Source organism: Undibacterium sp. GW821-FHT11H02, assembly GCF_058808015.1.
The window spans coordinates 55,180-81,489 of sequence record NZ_JBXARG010000006.1 but is presented as its reverse complement, the minus strand read 5'-3'; the positions used below and the strand labels follow the sequence as shown (position 1 = coordinate 81,489).

Below are 26,310 nucleotides of genomic sequence, written 5' to 3'. Positions count from 1 at the left end.
TCATGGTTTTACTTTTTCGCCCGGGCCTAGGGGCGCGGTCTGACGACCTCGTAACAAGCTCGCAGGATTGCGCGCAGTTTGATCACTCAGCTGCTTTAGAGATGCTGACAAGACATTCAATTCCACTAGAAGGCGCTCTAACTCAGGCAGCGTCTCATCAGTCAATTGCTTAATTCCACCATCTAATCCCTGCATCGCGTGTTTAGCCCCTGTGCTGGCAAGCTTTGCTTCGTCTGCCATCTTTTGCACGGCATCGGAAGCGCTGCTGATGCGCGCCAATACCGGCTCGACTTGCGGTGCGATTCGAGCTGCAGTGTCAGCGGTCATCGCTGCGGAATGCATAAAGCGCTGCAATTCTTGACGCTGCTCCGCGAGCGTAGCCATGAACAATGAACTGTTGGCGAGAATCTTTGTCACTTCCAAACGATTTTGATCACTGAACATCGCGTTGACATTGGCTGAAGTGCGATCCAAATTGGCCAGCACCGTGGTCAAGACATTTTCCAATCGTGTACTGAGTGATGGCTTGGTGCCAACAATGGGGTAAGGATTATCGCCACGCACTTGAAGAAAAGCCGAAGCCGCAGTACTGCCACTTAGCTCAACATAAGCGATTCCGGTCAAACCCTGGGTTTTTAACACTGCGACGGTATCAACTTTGATCGGTGTTGACTTTTCAATGGCAAACAGCAAGACCACCTGTTCTGGCTGTGAAGGATTTAGTTGTATCGATTTGACCTTACCGACCGTCACACCAAGATACTTGACTGGCGCATCCATATTCAGCCCCGCGACCGATTCATTCACAATCGCCATGTAAGTTTGAATTTCTTTCTTATGCCCAAAGCCAACTGCTAGCCACAGTATTCCCGCTAGCAATGCAGCGCATAGCAATAAAACGAAAGCACCCACTGCTGCGTAATTAACTTTCGTATCCACGTTATTCCTTCAATGTTTCAGCCTGCAAAGGCGTTTTTGACTGCGCTTGGATTGGTGTTGCTGATGTTGTCGATTGCGTCTGCGCCGCCCTTCCACGTGTTCCGTCAAAATAGCTACGCACGGCAGGTTCCTGCATCCTTGCTAACTCCTTCATAGAACCGACTGCAATCACATGTCCGTCTCCAAGCACCGCGACCCTATCGGTCACCTGCCATAACAAATCGAGATCGTGCGTAATGATGACAATGGTGGTATTAAACAAATCGTGCAGAGTGTGAATCAAGCGATCAATTCCACTCGCGCTATTGGGGTCAAGCCCTGCTGTTGGTTCATCTAAAAACAAAAGTTCTGGGTCGAGTGCAATAGCACGCGCCATCGACGCGCGCTTGAGCATGCCGCCACTCAATTGCGCTGGAAACTGCACGGCAGTTTCCAGCTTCAAACCAACCATCTGCAGCTTCCATGCGGCCAGCTCATCAATGACTGCTTGCTCCAAATCCGTGTTTTCCGATAGCGGCAAAGCGATGTTGTCATGGATGCTCAAGGTGCCAAATAAACCACCGTGCTGAAACATCACACCACAGCGTTGTCGCAAATCGAGCGCATCTTCCTCTGTAATGCCTTTCAGTTCTTTGTCGAGAATTTTGATGGTTCCGGCGTTTGCCTGGTTCAACATGATCATCTCTCGCAATAGACTTGATTTACCCGAACCACTACCGCCAACAATCGCAAATATCTCACCCGCCCTGACGTCCAGATCCAAATTTTCATGCACCACATGATCACCAAAACGGGTGCTAATGCCACGCATTTCAATCACATTTTTGCTGGTCGTGCTTGGTGTATTCGCCTGCAAAAGTAGTGATGACGCAGTCATATCAAAGATCAATCAAACTAAGTACGATAGAAAACAGGGCATCAAAAATGATGATGATAAAAATCGATTGCACGACACTGCGCGTAGTCTGCTGCCCTACACTATCGGCGTTCGCCTTGGTTTGAAATCCTTGAAAGCAGCCTATCGTCGCAATCACCAGCGCAAACACCACCGCCTTACCCACGCCTATCAAAAACGAAGCCAGCTGCACTTCGTGACCAAAGCGCAAAAGAAATTCAGGAAAATCAACCGCTAACTGCGAGCGCGCCATCACCATGCCACCCAGCACACCAGCGATATCCGAAAAGACCGTCACTAAAGGCAAGGCCACTAGCAATCCAATTATTTTGGGTAGCACCAAAAGCTCTATAGGTACGATGCCTATCGTTCGCATCGCATCAATCTCCTCATTCACCACCATGCTGCCGATTTGTGCGGCGTAGGCTGATCCAGAACGCCCGGCGACGATAATTGCCGTAATGAGCGGGGAAAATTCACGCAACATGGAATAACCAAGCAAATCCACGACAAATATATTCGCGCCGTAATGCTTAAGCTGGTCGGCACCTTGATAAGCAATCACGATACCAAGTAAGAAAGAGGTAACACCGATGATCGGTAAGGCGTCCAAACCCGCGATCTGAATTTGTCGCAGTATCATGCGTAGACGCCAGCGCCTGGGGTGCCATAAGACTTGCTCCAAACTTTGCGCCACTTCACCAATAAAGCTCAATAGGACTAGAACGCTATGCGCAGCGCGGTAACTTGTTTTGCCTAGACACACCAACATTGTCGGCTTCACCTCTTTCGAAACCGACGGAGCTATGTCACCGCTCTTTTCGGTATCAACCACAGCAACCACGTCCACCAGTCTTTGATATTGCGCAGGCCAGTTCAGGAACCGTATGGTCTTTCCTTGTTGCCTAATCTTGTCCAACTCACTTTGCAAAATCCAAAACCCTGCACTATCGATTTTTTCGAGACTGGCACCATCCAATACAATTTCACTGTGTTCGGGCACCACCAGGGCCTGCAGTTGGGCGAGTTGGCTTTTAATGGAAGCTAGATTGCGCGCAGTCCATGCACCAGACAAGGCCAGCACTGAATTTGGCTTTGGCAGATTATTTGTAGTGATCGCTTGAATTGGCATCAGTCAAATCAGAGTAGGTTTTCATCCTCGTAATCTGACTGGATTTTGCTGAACTATCAGTTCGCAAGCGAACATAAGGATGTTCAAAGTAAAAAGACCTCCCAGCCTGATTGGCTGGGAGGTCTTTTAAATTTCTGCTACTTAATCTACTGAACGTTTAATACTTCTATTGTGCTTGCTTCAGTTGCTCCAAAATCGCAGGATTTTCTAATGTTGAGATATCCTGCGTAATTTCTTCGCCTTTTGCCAACACGCGCAATAAACGACGCATAATTTTTCCGGAGCGGGTCTTCGGTAAATTATCACCAAAACGAATTTCTTTCGGTTTCGCGATTGGACCAATTTCCTTAGCTACCCAATTGCGCAATTCCAAAGCAATTTGTTTCGCTTCCTCACCAGTTGGGCGACTACGCTTCAACACGACAAAAGCACAAATTGCCTCGCCTGTCGTGTCGTCAGGTTTGCCGACTACGGCTGCTTCTGCAACCATAGGGTTAGCGACCAATGCGGATTCGATTTCCATCGTTCCCATGCGATGACCGGAAACATTCAACACGTCATCGATACGACCGGTAATGGTGAAATAGCCTGTGTCTTTATTGCGAATCGCGCCGTCACCCGCCAGATAGGTTTTACCACCTAACTCTTCAGGGAAATAACTCTTCTTAAAGCGCTCGGTATCACCCCAAATATTACGTATCATCGAAGGCCAGGGACGTTTCACCACCAAGATACCGCCCTGCCCGTTTGGCAGATCAGCGCCGGTTTCATCGACGATCGCCGCCATAATCCCAGGCAAAGGCAAAGTACATGAACCTGGCACCAAGGGCGTTGCACCTGGTAATGGTGTGATCATATGACCGCCTGTTTCAGTTTGCCAGAAAGTATCCACGATAGGACACTTCTCGCCACCGATATTGCGGTAGTACCACATCCATGCTTCAGGATTAATGGGCTCACCGACCGAGCCTAGTAAGCGCAAGGATGTCAGATCATATTTACTCGGATGAATCGCTGCATCGCCATCGGCTGCTTTGATCAAAGAACGAATCGCAGTTGGCGCGGTGTAGAAAATCGTCGCTTTATGCTTTTGTATCATGTCCCAGAAGCGGCCGGCGTTTGGATAAGTTGGAATACCTTCGAAAACGATTTCAGTCGCACCCATTGCCAATGGGCCGTAGGTAATATAAGTGTGGCCAGTAACCCAACCAATATCCGCCGTACACCAGAACACATCATTCGGCTTAATGTCAAAAGTCCACTTCATCGTGAGCATCGCCCACAACAAATAACCGCCAGAAGAATGTTGTACACCTTTTGGTTTGCCTGTCGACCCAGAGGTGTAAAGAATAAACAGAGGATGGTCAGCATTCACCCACTCTGGTTCGCATTCGGTCGCTTGATCAGCAACAAGTTCGTGCATCCACAAATCGCGTGCTGCATTGAATGGCGCGTTACCACCAGTACGCTTATAAACCACAACTTTAGAAACTTTTTCGCAGTCGCCGAGTGCTAAAGCTTCATCGACAATCGCTTTCAAAGGCAAATGTTTACCGCCGCGCACTTGCTCATCGGCCGTGATCACCAGTGTGGCGCCAACGTCAACGATACGTTCTTGTAAGGATTTCGCAGAAAAGCCACCAAATACGACAGAATGCGTTGCACCGATACGAGCACATGCTTGCATCGCGACGACGCCTTCAACTGACATCGGCATGTAGATAACAACACGATCACCCTTTTTTACACCCAGAGTGCGCAAGCCATTGGCAAATTGACAGACTTTGGCATGCAACTCTTTATAGGTGACTTTGGTAACGTCACCGACGTCAGATTCAAAAATCACAGCGACTTTATCGCCCAGACCTTTTTGTACATTCACATCAAGACAGTTGTATGACACATTGAGCAAACCATCATCAAACCATTTGTACAAAGGGGCGTCGGACTCGTCCAAAGTTTTGGTGAACGCTTTATGCCAATGCAAATTTTCGCGAGCGAGCTTTGCCCAAAAGCCTTCGTAGTCATTGGCAGCCTCAGCACAGAGTGCGTTGTACGCGTCCATGCCTGAGATCGCGGCGTTTGCAACAAAATTCGCCGGTGGGGGGAACACACGTGATTCAGTCTTTACTTCTTGATCCGACATAATTGTCTCCATGCTGTTGTGAATATCAAAAAAACTCGAATTGCAGATGCCCTGAATATGTATAGACAAGTTTCACATCGCAATTGACGAATATTTGCCGATTCGCCTTCAAGCCTTTTTGATATTCACCACTTACTCTCTTTTGACGTTGATTCTAAGGCTAGCAGCCCAAAAAAGCTATTTTTTAGTGAGTGGTATTAGGGGTAATTTAAGGATTCAGCGACAGCATAGACTTGATTTAAAACAAGCAAAGTGCATTTAAGCCAGTACGCAGACATGACCGGCCCATCGGTGTAAAATGCACGCAAATTTTGTATCCGCAAACTAGCTTCATTTAAATTCAAGAAATGATTCACTTAGTGCAAACAAGATAATTACTTTTATTAGTTGAAAAGGCTACGCATGTCCGACAATTCACACGCTGTTGAAACACCACAAATTTCCCCGATTTCCAAATTCATTTTCGCCAGCCGCTGGCTGCAGTTACCTCTGTATCTGGGCTTGATTTTGGCACAGTGCGTTTATGTCTTTCATTTTTGGGTCGAACTCGTTGACTTGATTCGTGCCGCGATGGGTGATGCTACCGCTCTGCAGCACCTACTTGATGCAGTTTCTGTCGTTGGATCCGAAGCAGCAAGACCAAGCAAACTCAATGAAACCACGATTATGTTGGTGGTACTAGGCCTGATCGACGTAGTCATGATCTCCAACTTGTTAATCATGGTAATCGTCGGTGGTTATGAAACTTTCGTTTCCCGCTTAGGATTGCAAAATCATCCCGATCAGCCAGAGTGGTTATCACATGTGAATGCGACGGTACTCAAAGTTAAGTTAGCCATGGCAATCATCGGTATTTCATCGATTCATTTGCTAAAGACTTTTATTAATGTCAAATCCTACGACGCCAAAGATCTTATCGCGCAAACTGTCATACACGTGGTGTTCCTACTGTCTGCATTAGCCATCGCATACTGCGATCAATTGATGACTAAGACGCAGCAGCAAGCACAAAAACATTAATTTTCTTTTTCATTACTTAGCCAAGAGCCAACAATGACTACCATTATTAAACAAGACGATTTAATCGAATCCGTTGCAGCTGCATTGCAATACATCAGCTATTACCACCCTGCCGATTACATCGCGCATTTAGCGCGTGCTTATGAGATAGAACAAAGCCCGGCAGCGAAAGATGCGATTGCCCAAATTTTGACCAATTCACGTATGTGCGCTGAAGGCAAACGCCCGATTTGCCAAGACACTGGTATCGTCAACGTTTTCTTAAAAATCGGCATGGGTGTGCGTTTTGAAGGTTTCTCTGGCTCGATTATTGATGCCGTAAACGAAGGTGTACGTCGTGGTTATGCTTTCTCCGATAACGTCTTGCGCGCCTCTATAGTTGCCGATCCTTTGTTTGAGCGCAAAAACACCAAAGACAATACGCCAGCGGTAGTTCATATGGAATTGGTGCCTGGAGATACGGTTGATGTGCAATTAGCGGCCAAAGGCGGCGGCTCCGAAAACAAATCTAAATTCGTCATGCTCAACCCTTCCGATTCCTTGATCGACTGGGTCATGAAAACCGTACCTACTATGGGTGCGGGCTGGTGCCCACCAGGTATGCTCGGCATCGGTATCGGCGGCACCGCAGAAAAAGCCATGTTGATGGCGAAAGAATCCTTGATGGAAGACATCGACATGCACGAGCTCAAATTGCGTGGACCACAAAACAAAACCGAAGAATTGCGTATCGAATTGTGCGACAAGATCAATGCGCTAGGTATCGGTGCGCAAGGTTTGGGTGGTTTAACGACCGTGCTCGACGTGAAAATTAATATGTACCCAACCCATGCCGCGTCCAAGCCGGTCGCGATGATCCCGAATTGCGCAGCAACACGCCATGCGCATTTCGTACTGGATGGTTCAGGTCCAACTTATATGGAGCCGCCATCGCTGTCCAACTGGCCAGACGTGCATTGGGTTGCTGATACCGAAAAATCCAAACGCATTGATCTCAATACTTTGACGAAAGAAGAAGTAGCTTCATGGACGCCAGGTCAAACCTTGCTGTTAAACGGCAAAATGTTAACCGGTCGTGATGCCGCGCATAAGCGTATTCAAGACATGCTGGCAAAAGGCGAAACCTTGCCAGTTGATTTTACCAATCGTGTGATTTACTACGTCGGTCCAGTTGATCCAGTGCGTGACGAAGCGGTGGGTCCAGCAGGTCCGACGACGGCAACGCGTATGGATAAATTCACCGATATGATGTTAGAGAAAACGGGATTGATCTCTATGATCGGTAAAGCCGAACGAGGCCCAGCAGCAATTGAATCGATCAAAAACCATAAATCAGCTTATTTGATGGCAGTCGGCGGCGCGGCGTATCTCGTCTCAAAAGCAATCAAGACTGCAAAAGTAGTTGGCTTTGCTGATTTGGGAATGGAAGCGATCTACGAATTTGACGTCGTTGATATGCCAGTCACAGTCGCGGTCGATTCTAAAGGCACTTCAGTGCACAATACCGGTCCAAAAGAATGGCAAGCAAAAATCGGGATTATTCCAGTTGCTTAACATCGTAGAGACTCAAGCAAAAAACAAGCACGCCGACAGCAGAGCGCCTGTCGGCGTGTTTGACTCTGGTATCGGTGGCTTGTCAGTGCTCAAGCATTTGCGCGAGAAGTTACCGCTTGAAAATTTTTTATACGTCGCGGATACGGCCTACGCTCCATACGGCGAACGCAGCAACGAAGAACTAATTGACCGCAGTATCAAGATTACTGAGTTCTTCTTGCAACAAGGCATTAAGGCCTTGGTCATCGCCTGTAATACGGCCACAGCGGCAGCCGTCAATACCTTACGTGAACGCTACCCTGCTCTGATCATCATCGGCATGGAACCGGGCATCAAGCCCGCAGCAGCACGCAGCGCCAGTAAGATTGTCGGCGTGTTAGCAACCCGCAGCACTTTGCAGAGTGAAAAATTTAATCGCTTAAGTGAACAACTGGGGCGAGAAACGCAGACACAATTTATTCCTCAAGCCTGTATTGGTCTTGTCAATCAAATTGAGCAAGGCGATTTGCATTCGGCTGAAATTCTGAATTTATTACGACTTTATGTTCCGCCCTTACTCGATCAGGGCGTAGATACGCTGGTACTCGGCTGCACGCACTATCCCTTTGTCGAACAACAAATACGTCAGGTGATACGCGAGCATCAGATTGATCAGATCAAGCCTATACACATCATTGATACTGGCGAAGCGGTTGCGCGGCGCTTATCTGATCTTTTGGAAAAACAGCAATTACGGAATACCTGGCATCAAATTATGCAGCCTTTTCAGGCGTGGACCACAGGTGATGCGGGCACTTTACAAATGGCTTTAGGATTTATCACAGAAGGCGAATCAAGCCCCGTAGCGCAAGCACTGGATATCTAGACTTTTAGCGACGATGTGGCCGCAGCGCTTCTGCGATATTCCTCCAACAGACAATAAAAAAGGACAGAAAAATCTGTCCTTTTTCAATCTAAGTAACTACGAAGATTAAGCTAAAACCGCCGCCATCGCCGCCGCCGTTGCTTCTACATTGCGCGTATTTAAACCCGCCACGCACATACGACCGGAACGTACCACATACACGCCAAATTCTTCTTTCAGGCGATCACACTGCGCTGCTGTCAATCCAGTGTAACTGAACATACCGCGTTGCGTTAAGAAATAGCTAAAATCACGGCCAGGTACTTTGGCCACCAAAACATCATGCAGCGCCTTACGCATCGCTTGAATACGATCACGCATAGCCACCACTTCGGCTTCCCACATAGGGCGCAATTCTGGATCAGTCAGAACCGTTGCGACCAACTGACCACCATGCATAGGAGGGTTGGAATAGTTACGACGAATGATGGCTTTCATTTGTCCCAAAACATTTACCGCTTGCGCCGCATCTGGACAAACCACACTCAATGCGCCGCAACGTTCGCCGTACAAACTCATGCTCTTAGAGAATGAGTTTGCGACGAAGAAACTTAAACCTTGGTCAGCCAACAAACGAATCGCAAAAGCATCTTCTTCAATACCATCGCCATAGCCTTGATAAGCTAAATCTAAGAATGGAATCAGATTACGCTCTTTCAATACCGGTACCAATTGTTCCCATTGCGCCTTAGTCAAATCCACACCCGTTGGGTTATGGCAGCAGGCATGCAACAGAACCACCGATTTTTCTTCAGCTTGTTTCAGGCTCACCAGCATTTCGTCGAAACGCAAACCACCTGTTTCAGCATTGTAGTAAGGATAGGTTTTGACTGGCAAACCAGAGCCTTCAAATACCGCACGGTGGTTGTCCCACGTTGGATCGCTCACCAACATTGTCGTCTCTGGGAAATAACGTTTCACAAAATCCGCACCCACTTTTAAACCGCCACTAGAGCCAACAGTTTGCAAAGTCACGACACGGCCTTCTTTGACCGCTGGGCGGTCCGCACCGAACAATAAATGTTGAACCGCGGTACGGAAATTCGCAGCACCTTCCATAGGCAAGTAAGGACGCGCACCCGCAGCTGCCACCACTTTCAATTCTGCTGCACGCACAGATGGCAACATAGGAATCTTGCCGTTATCGTCAAAATAGATCCCAATCGACAGATTAATCTTGTTTGGGCGGGTATCTTTACCGAACGCTTCATTCAAGGACAGAATAGGATCGCCTGCATAGGCTTCGACGTGCTGAAACATGTTAAAACTCCAATGTGAGAAAAATCATAAACAAACAAAAACGTTAAGGGAGCAACGATATTAGCCTGATTTCTAGACAGAAAAAAGGGCAAAACGGCTCAACCAAAATCCAGCTATTCGTTAGTTGCATGACCCGAGTATCTACGCAGATCAAGCTGGCAAGTGCTTAATAATTGCTCAAGCACCCTACGCAGCGATCATGCTGGCAACTTGTTTAGTTGCCGATATCGAAGTCTCAGTGCAAAGGGAAAATGATGATTTCCAAGAAGTTTGCGCCCAGCATATGAGGCAAAACAGCAAAAAAGACGAATAAAGCAAGATTTCACGAAGCGCATATTTTGACACAATATCTGTGAATTAAATGCCCAGCGCTTAGCATTTTTTCGATTTATCTCCAGAATTGTTAGCGCCGCAAGTCGTTAATCAGGAACAAAATCCATATTTGCCTTGCTTGATCAACATCTGATATTTACACTCATTAAGATTGTTTCTGCTGTGACCAATTTCATTGCCATTCAGCGAAAGAATTAGAACAAACACCTAGCCTTAGCTTTTTGTCACACTCCCCCGCAATTCGTGAACACGAATATTTGTAGATTTAAATTCTTTTAGAAGGCGCCATCATGAACTACATAGACGGTTTTATTATTCCGGTACCCACCGCAAGTCGTGAGATTTACAAATCCTACGCAGAAAAATCCGCTGCCCTTTTCAAAGAGTTCGGTGTCATCAACATCGTTGAATGTTGGGGCAATGACGTACAAGCGGGTAAGATCACTTCATTTCCGCAAGCTGTCATGTGCAAGGAAGATGAAACAGTCGTGTTCTCGTGGATGACCTGGCCCTCCAAAGAAGTAAGGGATGCGGCATGGGAAAAAATGATGGCCGATCCACGCTTTGCGCAGGAAACTCTACCTATGCCGTTTGATGGCAAGCGTTTGATCTATGGTGGATTCGAAAAACTAGTGGAATTCTAAAAATCTAACAAGGAAACCCAATGAAAAAAATTATGCCCTGCCTATGGTTTAACTTCGATGCCGAAGAAGCTGTCAATTTCTATCTGAGCATTTTTGAAAGTGGCCAGATTCTGGACGTGTCCCGCTATGGTGATGCTGTGCCTGAACTTGAGGGTAAAGTCTTGACCATGCGTTTTGAGTTAGAGGGCCAGGAATTTCTCGCCTTAAATGCTGGGCCACAATTTCCATTTACCGAAGCGATTTCACTTTTTGTAGACTGTGAATCGCAAGAAGAAGTCGACCACTATTGGGAAAAGTTATCCGAGGGTGGTACGCCAGGACGCTGTGCATGGCTTAAAGATAAATTTGGACTGTCATGGCAAATCGTACCGCGTAGCCTGGTCACGATGCTACAAGATGACGATGCAGAACGCTCAGCACGCGTTATGAAAGCAATGATGGAGATGGGTAAAATCGATGTTGCGGTGCTGGAGGCTGCCTATAAAGGAGACTAAGCATCACCATAGATAGCCCAAGCTTTGATGGGCTTCTTTAGTGTTAGGACAAATATTCTGCAACAAATCAATATTAGTCGATTGGGGGAAATTTATGCCCGTGTGGATTTCCCCCGATTCAAAATCAAAAAAGACTCTCTTTCGACTTAGCCGAGATTTCCCATTAGGATTTGAGATGTGGAAGGATGCACTTCCCTAGACAGTCGTGGTGTGAATGAGGTGCCAATAGCGAGCTATTGGCAACGAAGAGCAACAAAAATGACCGAAGATGCGCCCTCGGCGCGCCTAATGGAAAATCTCGGCTTAGCTTAGTGTAGCAACAAACTGTGCAACTCCTCTCCGATGCGCGATTCCGTTTGCCCTTACCATATCCCCCAGATTAAACATTTACCAACAATCAGCACTGTTTGACATTTTCAAAATAAAGGTGCTACACTTGCAGCATGCTACAAAAGTAGCACAACATAGAAAAGTAATTGGATGGGGATATGCGAGATTCAGTCTGAAAAATCCATTTAAAAATTTACTTAACAACAAGATACGACGATACTTTACCTGGAAATGTTATGAAAAAAATCTTCTTAAGCCTGCTGCTTGTTTTAAGCACACTGCTTGCGAGTACACCAGCAACGGCTCAAAACAACGAAAAAATGGTGGATGTCGCCAACGGTAAATTGCATGCCATTCTGGCTGGAGACGGACCGTACACCGTCGTCTTCGAATCGGGTTTCGTCAGCGACTTAAGCGTCTGGCACAAGGTCGCGCCCAGCATAACCAAACATGCTCAAATACTGGTGTACTCGCGCGCAGGTGTTGGAAAATCCCCAGCACGTCTTCAGCCACTTAACCTGAGTCAGCATGTCGAAGAGTTGCAACAATTAATAGAATCCTTGCAAATCAAAACACCGATCATCCTAGTTGGTCATTCCTACGGCGGATGGGTAGTCCGTCAACACGCTGCCCGTTTTCCACAAAAAATTGCGGGTTTGGTCTTAGTTGACCCGGCGAATGAAAGCTTAGAATTAGAATTGAAAAAACTCGATGCGCAAAAAGTGCTGCAAGATCAAAAACGTTTAGAAAACATGGCGCCGCCTGCGGCCAAGGCCGATTTAGCCTTAGTCCAGCAAATTTTTGATCAGGCTAAATTACCGAATACAGCTGCACTCCCGGATGTACCTATGGTCATCCTGACCTCAATACAAGCAACGCGTAATAATCCATTTTTTCAAGAAACTGCACCGGCTTTGCAAGTTAAACGTGATCTACATGCCAAGTTGTTTCAATCGTTTTCAAATGGTGCCCACATAGTGACTTCGCGCAGTGGCCATCACATTCAATTCGATGAGCCACATTTGGTCATCAGAGCGATTGAAGACATGATCACTAACCTCGATAAAGAAGCACAAAAACAAGCCAAGCAATTAGCAAAACAAAAAGCAAAGCAAACTTTGATGCAAGATTTAGAGAAAGCCGGAAAAGAGATCGCTGCCAAAGAAATTACAACGGCGATCGATAGTGTGAATACCGCATTAAAAGCATCTCAATTTTCAGAATCAGAGATTAATCAGCTGGGTTTTGATTTGATGCTCAAAGCCAAACAAGGCGTGCTCGCAGAAATGGTTTTGGCATATAACGTGATGCAATTCCCACAATCCGATAATGCATATGACAGTCATGGCGAAGCCTTACTCAATCTACAGCGCTACGAAGAGGCTCGCAAACAATTTCAAAAAGCGATAACATTGGGAAAAGCTAATCCGCAACGTAGTCCTAAAGCATTACAAGGCTACCAAGATAATTTACAAAAAGCGGAACAAGCACTACAACAGAAATAATTCAATCAACTGCCAATGCAGTTTAGTAAAACCCTGGTCTCATTTTTCGTCATTCCCAAGAAGGCGGGAATCCAGCGGCGTAAAGCCTAAAGACACTGAATCGCTGCCTACGCAGGGATGATACGCCGATGTCTTGAACTAAACTGAACGGCATAAACAATCAACTGCAATTACTTTATTCAGTATTCAACTCCTATGGATAACATTAGCATCGAAGATTTACCTTGGCGTGAACGACAAATTGTCGAAATTATTTATCGCCTGCAAGAAGCGACTGCCGCGCAAATACAAGAAGCACTGGAAGACCCACCCAGCAATTCGGCGATTCGTGCCATGTTGGCGCGACTGGAAGACAAAGGCGTTCTATGTCATCGTGAAGAAGGCCAACGTTACCTTTATAGAGCAGTACAAGCAAAGAAGAAAGTTGCCAGCTCCGCTTTAAAGAAACTGGTAGGTGTGTTCTATGACAATTCACCCGCCAGTGCGGCCACCGCCTTACTCGGCATGTCGGGGAAATTAAGCGACCAGGAAATCGATCAACTCCAAGCCTTAATTGATAAAGCCAAGAAGGATGGACGTTAATGCAAACCAGTAGTTTGAATGCACTATTTGGCAGAACATATGGCATCACACTACTCGATTGCGTCAATGCATTAGGAAAGCTTAGCCTGATTTTATTGGTCGTCCTGCTGGTACTCGCTGGTTTGCAGAAGCTATCTGCCGCCAAGCGAGCACTAGCAGGACGTTTGACTTTAGTCGCACTTCTTCTTGCGCCAATCGCCATCGCCCTCGATTGGAAGATACTGCCTAGCTTTGCCGTGAATGCACCACTTGCCTGGTCAGCGGTCAGCGACGCCGCGCTCAATTTGCCCAGTTTACCTAAACTAGGTTATGTCGCCGCGCACCAGCAATTGAGGGATGGAGAACCATCGCTTGCTTATGCGCTGATTGTCACTTATGTGTTCGTCGCTTTACTACTGCTTAGTCAACTGATCTTCGACTTGTGGCGCTTAATGAAATTGAAGCGCAGGCTGAGCTTGTCAATTTCAACAAAAAAAGCGACGGAAAGGCATAAGCTTTGGCATGCAAGATTAGAAAGTCTGCGCCAACAATACAAAATTGAACGGCCTGTTGATTTATTTTTTTCCTCACAGATTACTGCGCCGATTAGCTGGGGCTTACGGCGACCTTGCGTCCTGATTGATCTCAAAAGCTACGAGTACCAAGAACCCGACGACATCTTGCGTCATGAGCTGGCGCATATTGCTAATCGTGATTGGCCTACATTGATGCTGGCAAGATTGATCACCGCGCTATATTGGTTTCATCCTTTGATCTGGACTATGCAAAAACAACTGCGTTTCAATATGGAATGTGCTGCTGATGACACCGTAATACGCATGGGCGGTCGCCCTTCCCATTACGCTGAAATGTTAGTTCAGGTTTCGCAAGCCGCCAACGCTCAATCACAAGCTGAGCATGATGCGGCAACAGCCTTGGCTGCTCGCGGCAAAACTTTGTATCAACGCCTACTTGGCATTCTCGATCCGCATAAAAGCAGACAACCAGTCACTTCCTTGGACTGGACCATTACTAGCCTGTTTACTGTCGTTTTGTTAGTCGCTACCAGCAGCATCAGCCTGGTCGGCGAGCAAGCAAGCTGGCCGCAACATCTGTTTATTGAGACTAAGTTGACAGGAACTAGTCCCGGCGATGCTGGCAAACGCGCAGCAATCGCCTTAGAAGCTTTAAACAATCCGAATTTTACTGCGCTGGCAGCTGCCTTACGCAGTGCTGATTTTGCGACACGTCATGCAAGTGATGTCGCCTCGTTCAAGCAACGACGTGCAATTGCGCCCCTGATTTTGGCACTGCATGATGATGACGCCAATGTGCGTCGATTGGCATTGTGGGGCTTGAGCGAAATGCGCTTCTACGAAACTATCCCTGTCATAGCCTTAATGCTGAAGGACCCGAATCACTTGGTACGTGCAGAAGCGGCACGCGCGATTGGCGACTGTGGCGAACGCGACTGGTCAACACAATTATTGGCTCTATTATCCGACCCCTCGCCTTACGTCCGACAACAAGTTGCCCATGCCTTAGGTGATTTAGCTGATCCACGCAGCCTGCCTGCACTGCAAGCCCATTTGCAAGACAGCGATCCTGACGTGGTAACTAAAATTAAATGGGCGATACAAGAAATTAATCATTGAAACAATTCTGCTTCAAACCCGAAGTCAATTCGAGTAAAAAAAGCTGGCAAATGCTTCTTCACATTTGGCCAGCTTTTTATAGATCAAAAAGAACTATACTGCAGATATCGATTTTTGCTACGACTTACTTCGTTTTTTAAACAAGCGTTTCATCCAATGTTCAAAATCATCGACATAAGTAAATACCGCCGGCACCACCAAAAGACTCAACAAAGTCGAGGTAATCAAACCACCTATCACTGCAATCGCCATCGGTGAACGGAAACTAGGATCGGCGCCCCAGCCCAAAGCCAAAGGCATCATGCCTGCGCCCATCGCGATCGTCGTCATGATAATCGGACGACTGCGTTTATGACAGGCATCGACCAGAGCGGCAAACCTATCCATCCCGGCACTGCGTGCAATGATGGCATAATCGACTAACAAGATGGAGTTCTTAGTCACAATGCCCATCAGCATAATCAGACCTATCATGGACGGCATGGACAACGCGCGACCGGTAACTAATAATGCGACAAAGGCGCCACCAATACTCAGGGGTAAAGCGGCCAGTATCGTTACTGGTTGTAAGAAGTCCTTGAACAACAAAACCAGAACGCCGTAAATACACAAGACGCCAATCAACATCGCAATACCAAAGCTGGCAAACAATGCCTGCATTTCTTGCGCATCGCCCAACTCTGCAATACTGACGGGCGCTGGCAGATTTTTCATGGTTGGCAAAGCACGTGCTTCTTCATTGACTTCGCCTAATTGTCGTCCACCTAGTTCGACATCCAAAGTCACGTTACGACTACGATTAAGTCTGTCAATTTGCGCCGGACCAGATTCCATACTGACTGTCGCGACACTGCTGATCATCACAGGACCATTTTTTCCTGGTACCGTCAGACGTTCAATCGACGCAAGATCTGCGCGTACATGGTCTGGCAATTTAACCCGTATCGGTACCTGACGCTGTGCCAAATTCATTTTAGAGAGCGCCATATCGTAATCACCAGCAGTGGCGACGCGCACCGTTTCTCCTATGCTTTCTGCAGTGACACCCAGATCTGCCGCCTTCGCAGAATCGGGACGAACAATAATTTCAGGACGCACCAAAGACGCACTAGAACTGACATTCCCTATGCCTTTTAATGTGCGCAATTCGCGTTCGACTTTGCGCGCAGTTTCTAGCAAAACCACAGGGTCTTCACTCTTTAATACAAGTTGCAATTTGACACCTGTATCTAAAGGTCCGACAGAGAATTTAGCCCCTGCAATATCGCTCATTTTAGTGCGAATCAAATTATCTAAATCCGACATCGACTCCTTACGTTCATCGCGATGCACTGCAATCACCGTGAGTACCGCGCGACGCGCTTCCGCCGCTGCACCTGGCGCAAAAGCATCGCCGCTGGAACCACCACCGATAGAGCTAAATACACCCTTAATACCCTTCACATTCATAATCGCTAAACGCGCACGTTCGGCAATATCGCTGGTTTCCGATAAAGTGCTGCCAGGTGGCAGTTCGATATTAACTTGGGTCTGCGCCCTATCCGAAGGTGGTACAAAGCCAGTCGGCAAATATTTGGCTAGAAGAATAGATCCAGCAAAAAACAGCGACGCGAAAAACACTGTGATTAAGCGATGACGTAAGCACCATTGCATGGTGAACATATAAGTTCGCATCATCCAACTGTCCGGTCTTATGTCAATATTGCCCGCTGCATCTTTCTTCGGTGCTTTCAAAATATAAGCTGCCATCATCGGTGTCAGCAAACGCGCCACCACCAAAGACGCTAAAATCGCAATCACCGCCGTCCAGCCAAACTGTTTAAAGAATAAACCAGGTACCCCACCCATAAATGCCGTAGGCAAAAATACGGCGACCAAAGCAAAAGTTGTTGCGATCACCGCCATCCCGATTTCATCCGCCGCTTCGGTTGCGGCCTGCATAGGCGTTTTACCCATCTGTAAATGGCGCGCGATATTTTCGATTTCGACAATTGCGTCATCGACTAAAACACCGACCACCAGGGCTAAAGATAACAAGGTCACTGTATTAAGTGTATAGCCAAAGTATTTGAGGCCCAAAAAAGTAGGAATCACAGAAAGTGGTAAAGCAGCCGCTGCCACCAAAGTCGAACGCCAGTCGCGCAAGAACCACCACACCACCAACACCGCCAGCAGCGAGCCTTCGTACAATAATTCCATTGAACCTTTGAAATTTTCTTCTACTGGCTGTGCATTATCAATTGCATGTTGGAATACGTACTTTGGATAGGCTTTTTTGAGTTCCTCTATCGCCGCGCGAGTACCTGTGGCGACATCAACTTCAGACGCACCTTTGGTACGAAATATCTCAAATCCGACCACAGGCTTTCCATTGAACGTCGCACGAGAACGAGGTTCACTTACCGTGTCGCTCACGCTGGCAACCTGATCTAAGCGTATATGTCGGCCATCTGGCAGTGGTATATCTAAACTGCCCAATTCTTCCGCTGTCTTTACCGTCGCGATGGTGCGCACAGCCTGTTCTGCACCACTGACATCGCCGCGACCGCCGGGCGCTTCTTTTTGAACAATTTTCAAACGACGCGAGACATCGACGGCGGAGACGTTTAGCGCCGCCATTTTATTGGCGTCTAGTTCCACACGGATCTCGCGATTAACACCACCCATGCGCTTCACCGCACCAACACCAGGCACACTACGCAAACGCTTGGATACGGTGTTATCCACGAACCAACTTAAGTCTTGCACGTCGGGCGTGGTATTTTCTCCAGCGACTAAAGGCGTATCTTTGCCAGGTGGTGCAGCCTCAATGGTATAAGTCAAAATCACGCGACCAGCGGTCGACATTTTTGTCACTGTCGGGTCGCGCATTTCGCTCGGCAAATCGGCACGCACGGTAGCGACCGCATCGCGTACTTCATTCACCGCATCGGATAAAACTTTTTCCAGGATGAATTCCACCGTGACATTAACATTGCCGTCCAGGACATTGGTGTACACGTTCTTGACACCTTGCAAACTGGCGACAGCATCTTCGATTTTTCGTGCAACTTCCGTTTCTAATTGCGCTGGCGCAGCACCCGGCAAACTGGCATTGACTGTCACCAAAGGCAATTCAATATCAGGGAAATCTTGAACTATCGTGCTGCGAAAAGATAAAACACCTGCTAGCGTCAGCAAGGTAAACAACATAATTGCCGGGATAGGATTTTTAATAGAAAGCGTAGAAAAATTCATCGTGCGCCTCTATTTCTTTACAGTAGAGGGGGCAGCAGTAACACCTGCTGTGGGAGGCAGCAGTTTTACCAGATCACCATCATTTAAGAAACCGACACCACTTGCAGCGATTTGCGTTCCCGCATTGATGCCACTTAGGACTTCAATTTGTTCGCTACCATTGACTTGCATACGACGTCCGGTTTGAATTTTTACCTGCGTCACGCGTTGGTCGGGATTGAGTTTAAACACATAACTAAATCCATCACGTACCACTACTGCCTGCTGCGGAATAGTGATGGCCTGAGAGTTTCCTAGGAAAAACTCACCACGGGCAAACATGCCAGGCTTAAACGCGGCAGCGCTCTTAGCTTTCGGCAAAATCAAATCCACATACACCAGACCAACGCGATTAGTCACATCTACCGTCGGGGCCACCATACGCACCTTGCCCAGCGTTTGTTCACCGTTGGGTGCGATCACGGTTACGCTCATACCGGTGAGCAATTTACTCAAATCAGCAGAAGTTACTTCGGCACGCCATTCCAAACGACCTTGACGTATCATGCGAAACAACTCAGCACCGTTACCGAGCACGGCACCTACCGTTGCCATCCGCGCCGAAATAACACCCGCATCCGGTGCCACTACTTGCGTATATTTCAAACGCAATTGCTGCACATCGAGGCTCGCTTTAGCGGCCGCCATTCTGGCCTTTGCCGTTTGCTCTACCGTCAGATACTGCCCTATCTGTTGTTTACTAATCGCGCCACTAGCTTGCAAACCACGCGCCCTGTCGGCATTTGCCGTCGCATCCATGGCGCTCGCCTCGGCCTCAGCCAATGCGGCCTTAGCTTGTGCCACATCGGCGCGCACCGCTTCGCTATCGAAGCTCGCCAACAACTGACCACGCTTCACCACATCACCCACATTCACCATCAATTCAGTCACACGCAAACCGCTAGACTGCGATCCTATCGTCGCTTCCTGCCATGCAGCGACGCTGCCATTAGCGACTAACTTGGTTGCCATTTGACCGCTACCGACTTGGGTTGCGGTCACGGTTAATGAAGGCTTTGCCGTGCTGACTGCGGATGCCGTCGACGCAGCGCTTGCCTTTGCGCTGGCAACTGTTTGCGCTTGCACCGGCGATATCGTCGCAAAGAAACCGAGCAGTAGGAGATTGAAGGGGATATACGATTGCTTCATCTTTGTATTTCCTTTAGTAATTTAAGAATAATTCGAATTGCGTTTTTCTTGTTTCTCCCCGGCCCACCCACTTGAATCTAGCGTATTGACTAATGAGGCAAGATCGCTTCATCGGCGACAAGATTTTCTTTTATGATTTCTCTTGAGTCGACTTCAATTTTTTCATTCGAACTTAGTGACTCAAAGCGTATCGCCATACTAACCGATGAGAAGGAACTCGAACCAGGAAGTTTCACGGAAACCTATACAAATCCAAACCTGCTACTTAGCAGGAGACCATGCATATTAAATAAAGGTTCAAAAAAAAGCGCCTCGTATTTCTACCTGGCGCTTTCTTTATTGACTAACGTCACAACTATACGGAACTAACGCTCACGCCACGCCGCACGTAATAAAGTCGCGGCGACGATCAGCACCACCGCTAATACTATCCAACGCACCGCATCGAGAGGCAATGACTTAACCACATAGGCCGCTACCAGAACCGCAGGCACGCCACCAATCGCGATACCTAAGGCGGCAGACGGCAGATATTTCCCATTTTGAAAAAATCCTATACTACTAATCGGCATCAAAAATGCACACGAGCCCATCATGATAGGAAATGCCGCTAGTGGGCTCATACCCAACAAACTGACCAAGATCATGCACGGCGCATACAGACCTATTCCTAAAGGCATCAAGATACCGAGCAACAAATTACCAATCACACCTGCCCACCATTTCCAGCCAGTTAATGACAAGGCATCCAAACCTGATGGCAAAATACCCTGCATCGACAGGAACATAATGGTGGCAGCGATTAACAAAGCTAAGCCCATACCAATACGAATCTGGAATCGTGGCAAATGTCCGACCATCTTGGTACCAATCGCAGCTCCCATGCCTGCCGCCAATATCATGGGCAATAGAGTCCCCGGCGCGACCTGCACTATTTGAATAAAGATCAGCGCTTGGGTAATGGTTCCCAAGGTATGCCCAACATTGAGTGTGCCGGGGATCAACTCGTCGGGCACCAACTTAAACAGTCTGAAAAATGCCGTACTCGGCGCAAACGAGCCTATGCCCAAAGTATCGAAAAAATCGGTGATCACACCAATCGCAATTTCTATCGGTTTAGGCCAGTTCCACGCCTGTCCAGTTTGACGCATCTGGCGTAATCGTTTTGCCCAAAGCAAAACAAACATCAGCGCTAAACCAGCAAAGACCACCAGTAAGCCCAGGCTTAAATCAGCGCTCTGCAACTCGCAGCCGGTCAGCATTGATAATAGGACGAATACAAAACCAGTTTGAGCAAAAGTTTTCATAAAATACCTGCGGATAGAAAGCGAGTGAAATTGCAGTACCGATAGGATCATGAGAATGAGCTAGCGATCAAAAAAATTAATATATTTAAAAAATATGTAGAAGTATCCTTCGTCCTTACGATTAAAAGCAAGACATATTTTTCACTTTCCTTCAAGCTAGAGCGTGTCGACGGCAATTCTAAATAAGCCTGATGTGAATGAGGCGCCAAGCGCTAGCATTTGGCGAGCAAGAGCAACAAAAGCAAGCGACCTCGCCCCCTTAGCACGCGAACAGCAGCGCAGCTGTGCAGTATGAATAATCTGGGTTAAATCAACAACAGACAATTCATTTATCAATTCGATTCGCGACTTTCTTCGCATTGCACTGAAAAAATACGAGTAGAATAAATTCAAGCTCAGTTCTTAATTTGTATCCTTGTTCGCTCACAGCGCAAATCAACGTGAATCCCCTGCCCCAACATCATTTTAGAGATCGCTTAGCTAATATCCTCATGCTAAGTCTGATATTACTTACTCTAATTGCCTTGTACGCGAACGAACACTGGATGACACGCCGTTTGCGAATCGATACCAACACTGCATTTGGACTTAGCGTCGTGGACGATAGGCCAGAAGGTGGGAAAAGCCTTGCAAGCCTACACAAGAGTCCACAAGGTATACGCATGGACTGCGAGATTCAAACGGGCTATCAATGGCCATTCTGTGAACTGGAAATTCGCTTAAGCAATGATCGCAAAGGGATAGATCTAAGCCAATTTGATTCCCTCAAACTAAAGCTTCGTAGCGATGGACCGGAGGTGATACACCCCGTTCGAATTTTTTTGCGCAACTTTAATCCAGCTTATTCCAAAGCCGATATGGGTGGCAGCTTAAAGCCACACGAAATTGTGTATGACCCCAACCAAACCAAGGCGGAGGTCGAATTCAAATTAAGTCAATTCATGGTGGCATCATGGTGGGCGCAAGACCATTCAACCAGCATTGAGCATCTTGGGCCAGAATTAAGCAATGTGGTCGCGGTCAGTTTCACCACCGGTGGTAACGTTGTGCCAGGTAAGCACCATATCACTTTAGAATCCGCCGAGTTCGTCGGCTTAATGGTGTCACCAGAAAATTTTCGTTTGGCGATTATCTTTATCTGGATCGCAGCTATTCTGACTTATCTAGGCATGGCGTGGCAGCGATCAAAACAAGATTTGATCGAATCGGATCGACTCAAAGAAGCTTTAAAACAAACTAATCAGATGCTAGAGTCGCGCGTTGAAGAACGCACTCGCGCCTTAGCATCAAGTAATTCTAGGCTGATAGAAACGCTACAAAGTTTAGAAGGCACCCGCTATGAATTAGTGCAAAATGAAAAAAATGCGGCTTTAGGTGCATTGGTCGCAGGTGTTGCCCACGAATTGAACACGCCTATCGGCAACGCACTCTTAGTCAGCAGTACTTTATCGGACAAAATCAAGGAACTAGAAGTCATCAGCGAGAGCAAATTCACGCGCAAGGCTTTGAAGGATTTTTTCTTCGAGGCCTATCGCGGCACCGACATTTTGCTGCAAAATTTGGAAAGAGCGTCTGCGCTCATCAGCAGCTTCAAACAACTCTCAGCCGATCAGCATTCCGAACAAAGGCGCGAGTTCTCGCTGATCGAGGTGGTGGAAGAAACTCGTCTGGCGATGCTGCCATCCATCAAACAAACCCGGCATATTTTTCAGTCGGATATCTCGCCTGACATTGTCATGAACGCATATCCTGGACCGCTGAGCCAAATCTTTATGAATTTCATCAACAACGCCATTTTGCACGCGTTCGATGGCATCGATCAAGGTCATATGCTACTGACGGCAAAGTTAGTCGGCACTGACAAAGTAGACATTATTTTCAGTGATGATGGCAATGGTATCCCGGCACACGTATTGCGCAGAGTCTTTGAACCCTTTTTTACCACTAAGCTAGGTAAAGGTGGCAGCGGCCTTGGCATGCATTTAGCCCATACCGTTGTCACCCAAATCTTCGGTGGAAAAATCGAGATCGAATCCAAACCTGGAGAAGGCACCAGCATACGCATGTTGTTACCTCTGTTTGCCCCAGAAATCGATCAAAGTTTGATGAAAATCGGTGCGCCTAAAGATGTTGTCGAGGACTACCAGCTCTTTCTTGAAAGTAGTCAGATAAAGTCTATTGCTGATTTTTCTGGCGAGTTTTCGGGCGAACACAGTCGCAGAGATGTGGTTGAACTCGCGTTCTTTATCCGCGCATTCCAAACTGTCTGGCCAGATGCCAAATATGAATTAGTCCCTGTTGATAGTTATGCCAATGGTATAGAGCAGTTACGATCCTGCACTATCGCGGCGCTTGCCACCACTTGCTGGCGCTCGGATCTGCTGGCCTATGCAGAAGAAATTTTCATGTCCGATGCCATGATCCAGGATGGCAAATCATTGGTTGGTATCTACACCCATCCCAATAATCAACACGCACTGACTTGCAAAACCCTGGCTGATTTTATCCAATTAAGATTCGTCTCCAACCGCGATTGGAGCGCAGATTGGAATACCTTAGAACAACTGGGCGTACAGCATTGCGTCGATGTAAAAACATGGCGACAGATGGTGTACATGGTAAGTAGTGGCGAAGTTGACGCCTTATTAGCGCCGTTTAGCAAAGTGCGCGCTATGAATATAGAACTGGACGATTGCAGACTAGTTCCAGTACCTGGTCTGCGTATCGCGCTAAACGGCTCACGCCATTTCGCCAGTAGCACGACCGCCCAAGGAAAAGCCATAGCAGAAAAGATTTTCCCTCAATTACAAGCCGCGCTACAAGATGGCAGTTTTGAACTGGCACTTCAGCAATGCGGTTTTTACAATACGACCACCAAAGATTGGACTATTCTTAATTGATCGAGCTGTTCTCCCAAAAACTGAGTAAAGATTTAGAAAACAAAAGATATAAAAAAAACCCGCAAGCGAAGTGCTTGCGGGTTTTCTTATTCAAGACTAATCAATCAACACCGAAAAAAAACGGCTCGCCTAAAGCAACTCAATAAATTGTCGGCTTATTTTTTACGTTGCGGTGGCAAATCAGTACAAACACCTTTGTAAACTTCGGCGGCCATTCCCATAGACTCGCCCAGAGTTGGATGAGGGTGAATCGTTTTACCTATATCCACAGCATCCGCCCCCATTTCGATTGCCACTGCCAGCTCACCTATCATGTCACCTGCATGCGTACCCACGATAGCGCCGCCAATAATACGCTTACTCTCGGCATCGAAAATCAACTTAGTAAAGCCTTCAGCACGGCCATTGGCGACCGCGCGACCAGATGCAGCCCAAGGGAAAACGCCTTTTTCGATTGCCAGGCCTTTGACTTTGGCTTCATCTTCAGTCACACCCACCCATGCCACTTCAGGGTCGGTATAAGCAACGGATGGAATCACAGTTGCGTCGAAGTAGGCCTTATGACCTGCTGCCGCCTCTGCCGCCACATGTGCTTCATGCACGGCTTTGTGCGCCAACATAGGTTGTCCGACCAAGTCACCGATTGCAAAGATGTGAGGGACATTGGTGCGCATTTGTTTATCGACGTTGATGAAACCACGATCTGTCACTGTCACGCCTGCTTTATCAGCAGCGATTTTTTTACCATTAGGGCTGCGACCCACTGCGACCAAAACCAAGTCATAAATCTGAGGTGCCGGTGCTGTAGCGCCCGCTTCCGCCGCTTCAAATGTGACCTTAATGCCCTCAGAAAGTGCTTCCACACCGACTGTTTTGGTCTTCGTCATCACATTATCAAAGCGATGCTGATTATGCTTTTGCCAGACCTTGACCATGTCACGATCAGCGCCTTGCATCAGACCATCCATCATCTCTACTACGTCAATCCGTGCGCCTAGCGTGGAATAAACGGTTGCCATTTCCAGGCCAATAATACCGCCGCCAATCACCAGCATGCGCTTAGGAATTTGACGTAACTCGAGTGCGCCCGTGCTATCGACGATACGTCTATCTTCGGGCACAAATGGCAAGTTCACTACAGAAGAACCCGCAGCGATAATCGCTTGCTTGAACTTTATGGTTTTCTTGCTGCCATCAGCGGCAGTCACTTCTATATGATAAGGACTGACAAACTGACCGTTACCTTGTACGACATTGACCTTACGCGCTTTCGCCATGCCAGCCAAGCCGCCCGTCATTTGCTTGATCACACCATCTTTGTGCGCACGCAAAGCATCAAGATCAATTTGTGGTTTGGCAAAAGTTACGCCATGACCCGACATCGCTGCGGTTTCGTCGATGACGGCGGCGACGTGCAATAAGGCTTTGGATGGGATACAGCCGACGTTCAGGCACACACCGCCCAAGGTCGCATAGCGCTCGACCAAGACCACATTCATCCCGAGATCAGCTGCACGGAAAGCGGCTGAATAACCGCCCGGTCCTGCGCCCAAGACCATCATGTCGCATTCGAGATCGACTTTACCGCTGTAGCTTGATGCCACTGGTGCCGGTGCAGCAGCCACTGCTGTAGAAGCCGGCGCGGCTGCAGGTGCGGCTGCAGGTGCAGAAACTGGTGCAGAAGCACCTGCACCTTCTACCAATACCAACAAACTACCTTCAGCGACTTTATCGCCGACCTTAACTTTGATTTCTTTCACCACGCCAGCGTGACTGGAGGGAATTTCCATACTAGCCTTGTCGGATTCCACGGTAATCAAAGACTGGTCTACTTTGACCGTATCACCGACTTTGACCATTAATTCAATTACTTCAACTTCTTTGAAGTCGCCGATGTCAGGCACTTTGACTTCGATGATGCCGATCGATGCAGCTGGTGCAGCAACGGGCGCAGGTGCGGCTACTGGAGCAGTGGTAGTTACCACTGCAACTGGTGCAACTGCGGCGCTTGCACCAGCAGCTTCAACAATAATCATCAAACTACCTTCAGCGACTTTATCGCCGACTTTGACTTTAATTTCTTTCACCACCCCAGCATGACTGGAGGGAATTTCCATACTAGCTTTATCGGATTCAACCGTGATCAAAGATTGATCTACTTTAATCGTGTCGCCAACTTTTACCATCACTTCGATAATTTCGACTTCCTTAAAATCGCCGATATCCGGGACTTTGACTTCAATTGCACTCATAGTATTTGCTCCGATTTTATTCTTCGTAGGGTGGGCATATGCCCACCGCCTTTT

General features: G+C 47.5%; 18 protein-coding genes. 9 read left to right on the top strand and 9 right to left on the bottom strand.

The annotated features are described in order from the left end of the window. The 4 genes from AC1RR2_RS08150 to acs all read right to left on the bottom strand — a co-directional run bounded on the left by AC1RR2_RS08150 (window position 1) and on the right by acs (window position 5,112). Complete coding sequence (locus tag AC1RR2_RS08150; RefSeq protein ID WP_493221765.1) at window positions 1–939, bottom strand: MlaD family protein; 939 nt, start codon at window positions 937–939, stop codon at window positions 1–3. Between the two features lies 1 nt (window position 940). Beyond that, window positions 941–1,816 carry an ABC transporter ATP-binding protein gene (locus AC1RR2_RS08145; RefSeq protein ID WP_493221764.1) on the bottom strand — a complete coding sequence of 292 codons (876 nt, stop codon included), beginning with the start codon at window positions 1,814–1,816 and terminating at the stop codon, window positions 941–943. A gap of 1 nt (window position 1,817) precedes the next feature. After that, on the bottom strand, window positions 1,818–2,966 hold the full coding sequence (locus tag AC1RR2_RS08140; protein WP_493221763.1) for an ABC transporter permease: 1,149 nt from the start codon (window positions 2,964–2,966) through the stop codon (window positions 1,818–1,820). A gap of 166 nt (window positions 2,967–3,132) precedes the next feature. Continuing rightward, entirely contained in the window at window positions 3,133–5,112 is a 1,980-nt protein-coding gene (gene acs, locus AC1RR2_RS08135) for an acetate--CoA ligase (protein WP_493221762.1), read from the bottom strand. Window positions 5,113–5,514: 402 nt separating this feature from the next. On the opposite strand from acs, the gene AC1RR2_RS08130 reads away from it, so the two are divergent. The 3 genes from AC1RR2_RS08130 to murI are packed head-to-tail and all read left to right on the top strand — an operon-like array spanning window position 5,515 to window position 8,551. Beyond that, window positions 5,515–6,132, top strand: coding sequence for a TIGR00645 family protein (locus AC1RR2_RS08130; protein WP_493221761.1), 618 nt, complete (start codon window positions 5,515–5,517; stop codon window positions 6,130–6,132). Between the two features lie 33 nt (window positions 6,133–6,165). Next, entirely contained in the window at window positions 6,166–7,686 is a 1,521-nt protein-coding gene (locus AC1RR2_RS08125) for a fumarate hydratase (RefSeq protein ID WP_493221760.1), read from the top strand. Further along, a complete protein-coding gene (gene murI, locus AC1RR2_RS08120; protein WP_493221759.1) occupies window positions 7,679–8,551 on the top strand; it encodes a glutamate racemase in 873 nt (290 codons plus the stop codon). The genes AC1RR2_RS08125 and murI overlap by 8 nt, the downstream gene beginning before the upstream one ends. 105 nt (window positions 8,552–8,656) lie before the next feature. Here murI and AC1RR2_RS08115 read toward each other — a convergent pair whose 3' ends face one another. Beyond that, window positions 8,657–9,850, bottom strand: a complete 1,194-nt coding sequence (locus AC1RR2_RS08115) for an amino acid aminotransferase (RefSeq protein WP_493221758.1) — start codon at window positions 9,848–9,850, stop codon at window positions 8,657–8,659. Between the two features lie 623 nt (window positions 9,851–10,473). Between AC1RR2_RS08115 and AC1RR2_RS08110 the strand changes: the two genes are divergently transcribed. The 5 genes from AC1RR2_RS08110 to AC1RR2_RS08090 all read left to right on the top strand — a co-directional run bounded on the left by AC1RR2_RS08110 (window position 10,474) and on the right by AC1RR2_RS08090 (window position 15,372). After that, window positions 10,474–10,827 (top strand): DUF1428 domain-containing protein, encoded by a 354-nt coding sequence (locus AC1RR2_RS08110; RefSeq protein WP_493221757.1) that lies wholly within the window; start codon window positions 10,474–10,476, stop codon window positions 10,825–10,827. A gap of 20 nt (window positions 10,828–10,847) precedes the next feature. Further along, a complete protein-coding gene (locus AC1RR2_RS08105) occupies window positions 10,848–11,321 on the top strand; it encodes a VOC family protein (protein ID WP_493221756.1) in 474 nt (157 codons plus the stop codon). Window positions 11,322–11,887: 566 nt separating this feature from the next. Beyond that, window positions 11,888–13,156 (top strand): alpha/beta fold hydrolase, encoded by a 1,269-nt coding sequence (locus AC1RR2_RS08100; protein WP_493221755.1) that lies wholly within the window; start codon window positions 11,888–11,890, stop codon window positions 13,154–13,156. A gap of 195 nt (window positions 13,157–13,351) precedes the next feature. Further along, window positions 13,352–13,738 (top strand): BlaI/MecI/CopY family transcriptional regulator, encoded by a 387-nt coding sequence (locus AC1RR2_RS08095; RefSeq protein WP_493221754.1) that lies wholly within the window; start codon window positions 13,352–13,354, stop codon window positions 13,736–13,738. Next, on the top strand, window positions 13,738–15,372 hold the full coding sequence (locus tag AC1RR2_RS08090) for a M56 family metallopeptidase (protein ID WP_493221753.1): 1,635 nt from the start codon (window positions 13,738–13,740) through the stop codon (window positions 15,370–15,372). The genes AC1RR2_RS08095 and AC1RR2_RS08090 overlap by 1 nt, the downstream gene beginning before the upstream one ends. Before the next feature lie 117 nt (window positions 15,373–15,489). On the opposite strand, the gene AC1RR2_RS08085 is transcribed toward AC1RR2_RS08090, so the two are convergent. From AC1RR2_RS08085 to AC1RR2_RS08075, 3 genes are all read right to left on the bottom strand, one after another. Then, window positions 15,490–18,609: an efflux RND transporter permease subunit gene (locus AC1RR2_RS08085; RefSeq protein ID WP_493221752.1), complete on the bottom strand. Its 3,120-nt coding sequence runs from the start codon at window positions 18,607–18,609 to the stop codon at window positions 15,490–15,492. A gap of 9 nt (window positions 18,610–18,618) precedes the next feature. Continuing rightward, window positions 18,619–19,797 carry an efflux RND transporter periplasmic adaptor subunit gene (locus AC1RR2_RS08080; RefSeq protein WP_493221751.1) on the bottom strand — a complete coding sequence of 393 codons (1,179 nt, stop codon included), beginning with the start codon at window positions 19,795–19,797 and terminating at the stop codon, window positions 18,619–18,621. 365 nt (window positions 19,798–20,162) lie between these two features. Then, a complete protein-coding gene (locus AC1RR2_RS08075) occupies window positions 20,163–21,104 on the bottom strand; it encodes a TSUP family transporter (RefSeq protein ID WP_493221750.1) in 942 nt (313 codons plus the stop codon). A 440-nt stretch (window positions 21,105–21,544) separates the two neighbouring features. Here AC1RR2_RS08075 and AC1RR2_RS08070 point away from each other — a divergent pair, with 440 nt between their 5' ends. Next, on the top strand, window positions 21,545–24,004 hold the full coding sequence (locus tag AC1RR2_RS08070; RefSeq protein WP_493221749.1) for an ATP-binding protein: 2,460 nt from the start codon (window positions 21,545–21,547) through the stop codon (window positions 24,002–24,004). A gap of 155 nt (window positions 24,005–24,159) precedes the next feature. On the opposite strand, the gene lpdA is transcribed toward AC1RR2_RS08070, so the two are convergent. After that, window positions 24,160–26,256, bottom strand: a complete 2,097-nt coding sequence (gene lpdA, locus AC1RR2_RS08065) for a dihydrolipoyl dehydrogenase (protein ID WP_493221748.1) — start codon at window positions 26,254–26,256, stop codon at window positions 24,160–24,162. Between the last annotated feature and the right edge of the window lie 54 nt (window positions 26,257–26,310).

Coding starts and splice junctions, on each gene's coding strand:
- AC1RR2_RS08145 (WP_493221764.1), bottom strand. CDS start 1,816: ATGACTGCGTCATCACTACTTTTGCAGGCGAATACACCAAGCACGACC.
- AC1RR2_RS08140 (WP_493221763.1), bottom strand. CDS start 2,966: ATGCCAATTCAAGCGATCACTACAAATAATCTGCCAAAGCCAAATTCA.
- acs (WP_493221762.1), bottom strand. CDS start 5,112: ATGTCGGATCAAGAAGTAAAGACTGAATCACGTGTGTTCCCCCCACCG.
- AC1RR2_RS08130 (WP_493221761.1), top strand. CDS start 5,515: ATGTCCGACAATTCACACGCTGTTGAAACACCACAAATTTCCCCGATT.
- AC1RR2_RS08125 (WP_493221760.1), top strand. CDS start 6,166: ATGACTACCATTATTAAACAAGACGATTTAATCGAATCCGTTGCAGCT.
- AC1RR2_RS08115 (WP_493221758.1), bottom strand. CDS start 9,850: ATGTTTCAGCACGTCGAAGCCTATGCAGGCGATCCTATTCTGTCCTTG.
- AC1RR2_RS08110 (WP_493221757.1), top strand. CDS start 10,474: ATGAACTACATAGACGGTTTTATTATTCCGGTACCCACCGCAAGTCGT.
- AC1RR2_RS08105 (WP_493221756.1), top strand. CDS start 10,848: ATGAAAAAAATTATGCCCTGCCTATGGTTTAACTTCGATGCCGAAGAA.
- AC1RR2_RS08100 (WP_493221755.1), top strand. CDS start 11,888: ATGAAAAAAATCTTCTTAAGCCTGCTGCTTGTTTTAAGCACACTGCTT.
- AC1RR2_RS08095 (WP_493221754.1), top strand. CDS start 13,352: ATGGATAACATTAGCATCGAAGATTTACCTTGGCGTGAACGACAAATT.
- AC1RR2_RS08090 (WP_493221753.1), top strand. CDS start 13,738: ATGCAAACCAGTAGTTTGAATGCACTATTTGGCAGAACATATGGCATC.
- AC1RR2_RS08085 (WP_493221752.1), bottom strand. CDS start 18,609: ATGAATTTTTCTACGCTTTCTATTAAAAATCCTATCCCGGCAATTATG.
- AC1RR2_RS08080 (WP_493221751.1), bottom strand. CDS start 19,797: ATGAAGCAATCGTATATCCCCTTCAATCTCCTACTGCTCGGTTTCTTT.
- AC1RR2_RS08075 (WP_493221750.1), bottom strand. CDS start 21,104: ATGAAAACTTTTGCTCAAACTGGTTTTGTATTCGTCCTATTATCAATG.
- lpdA (WP_493221748.1), bottom strand. CDS start 26,256: ATGAGTGCAATTGAAGTCAAAGTCCCGGATATCGGCGATTTTAAGGAA.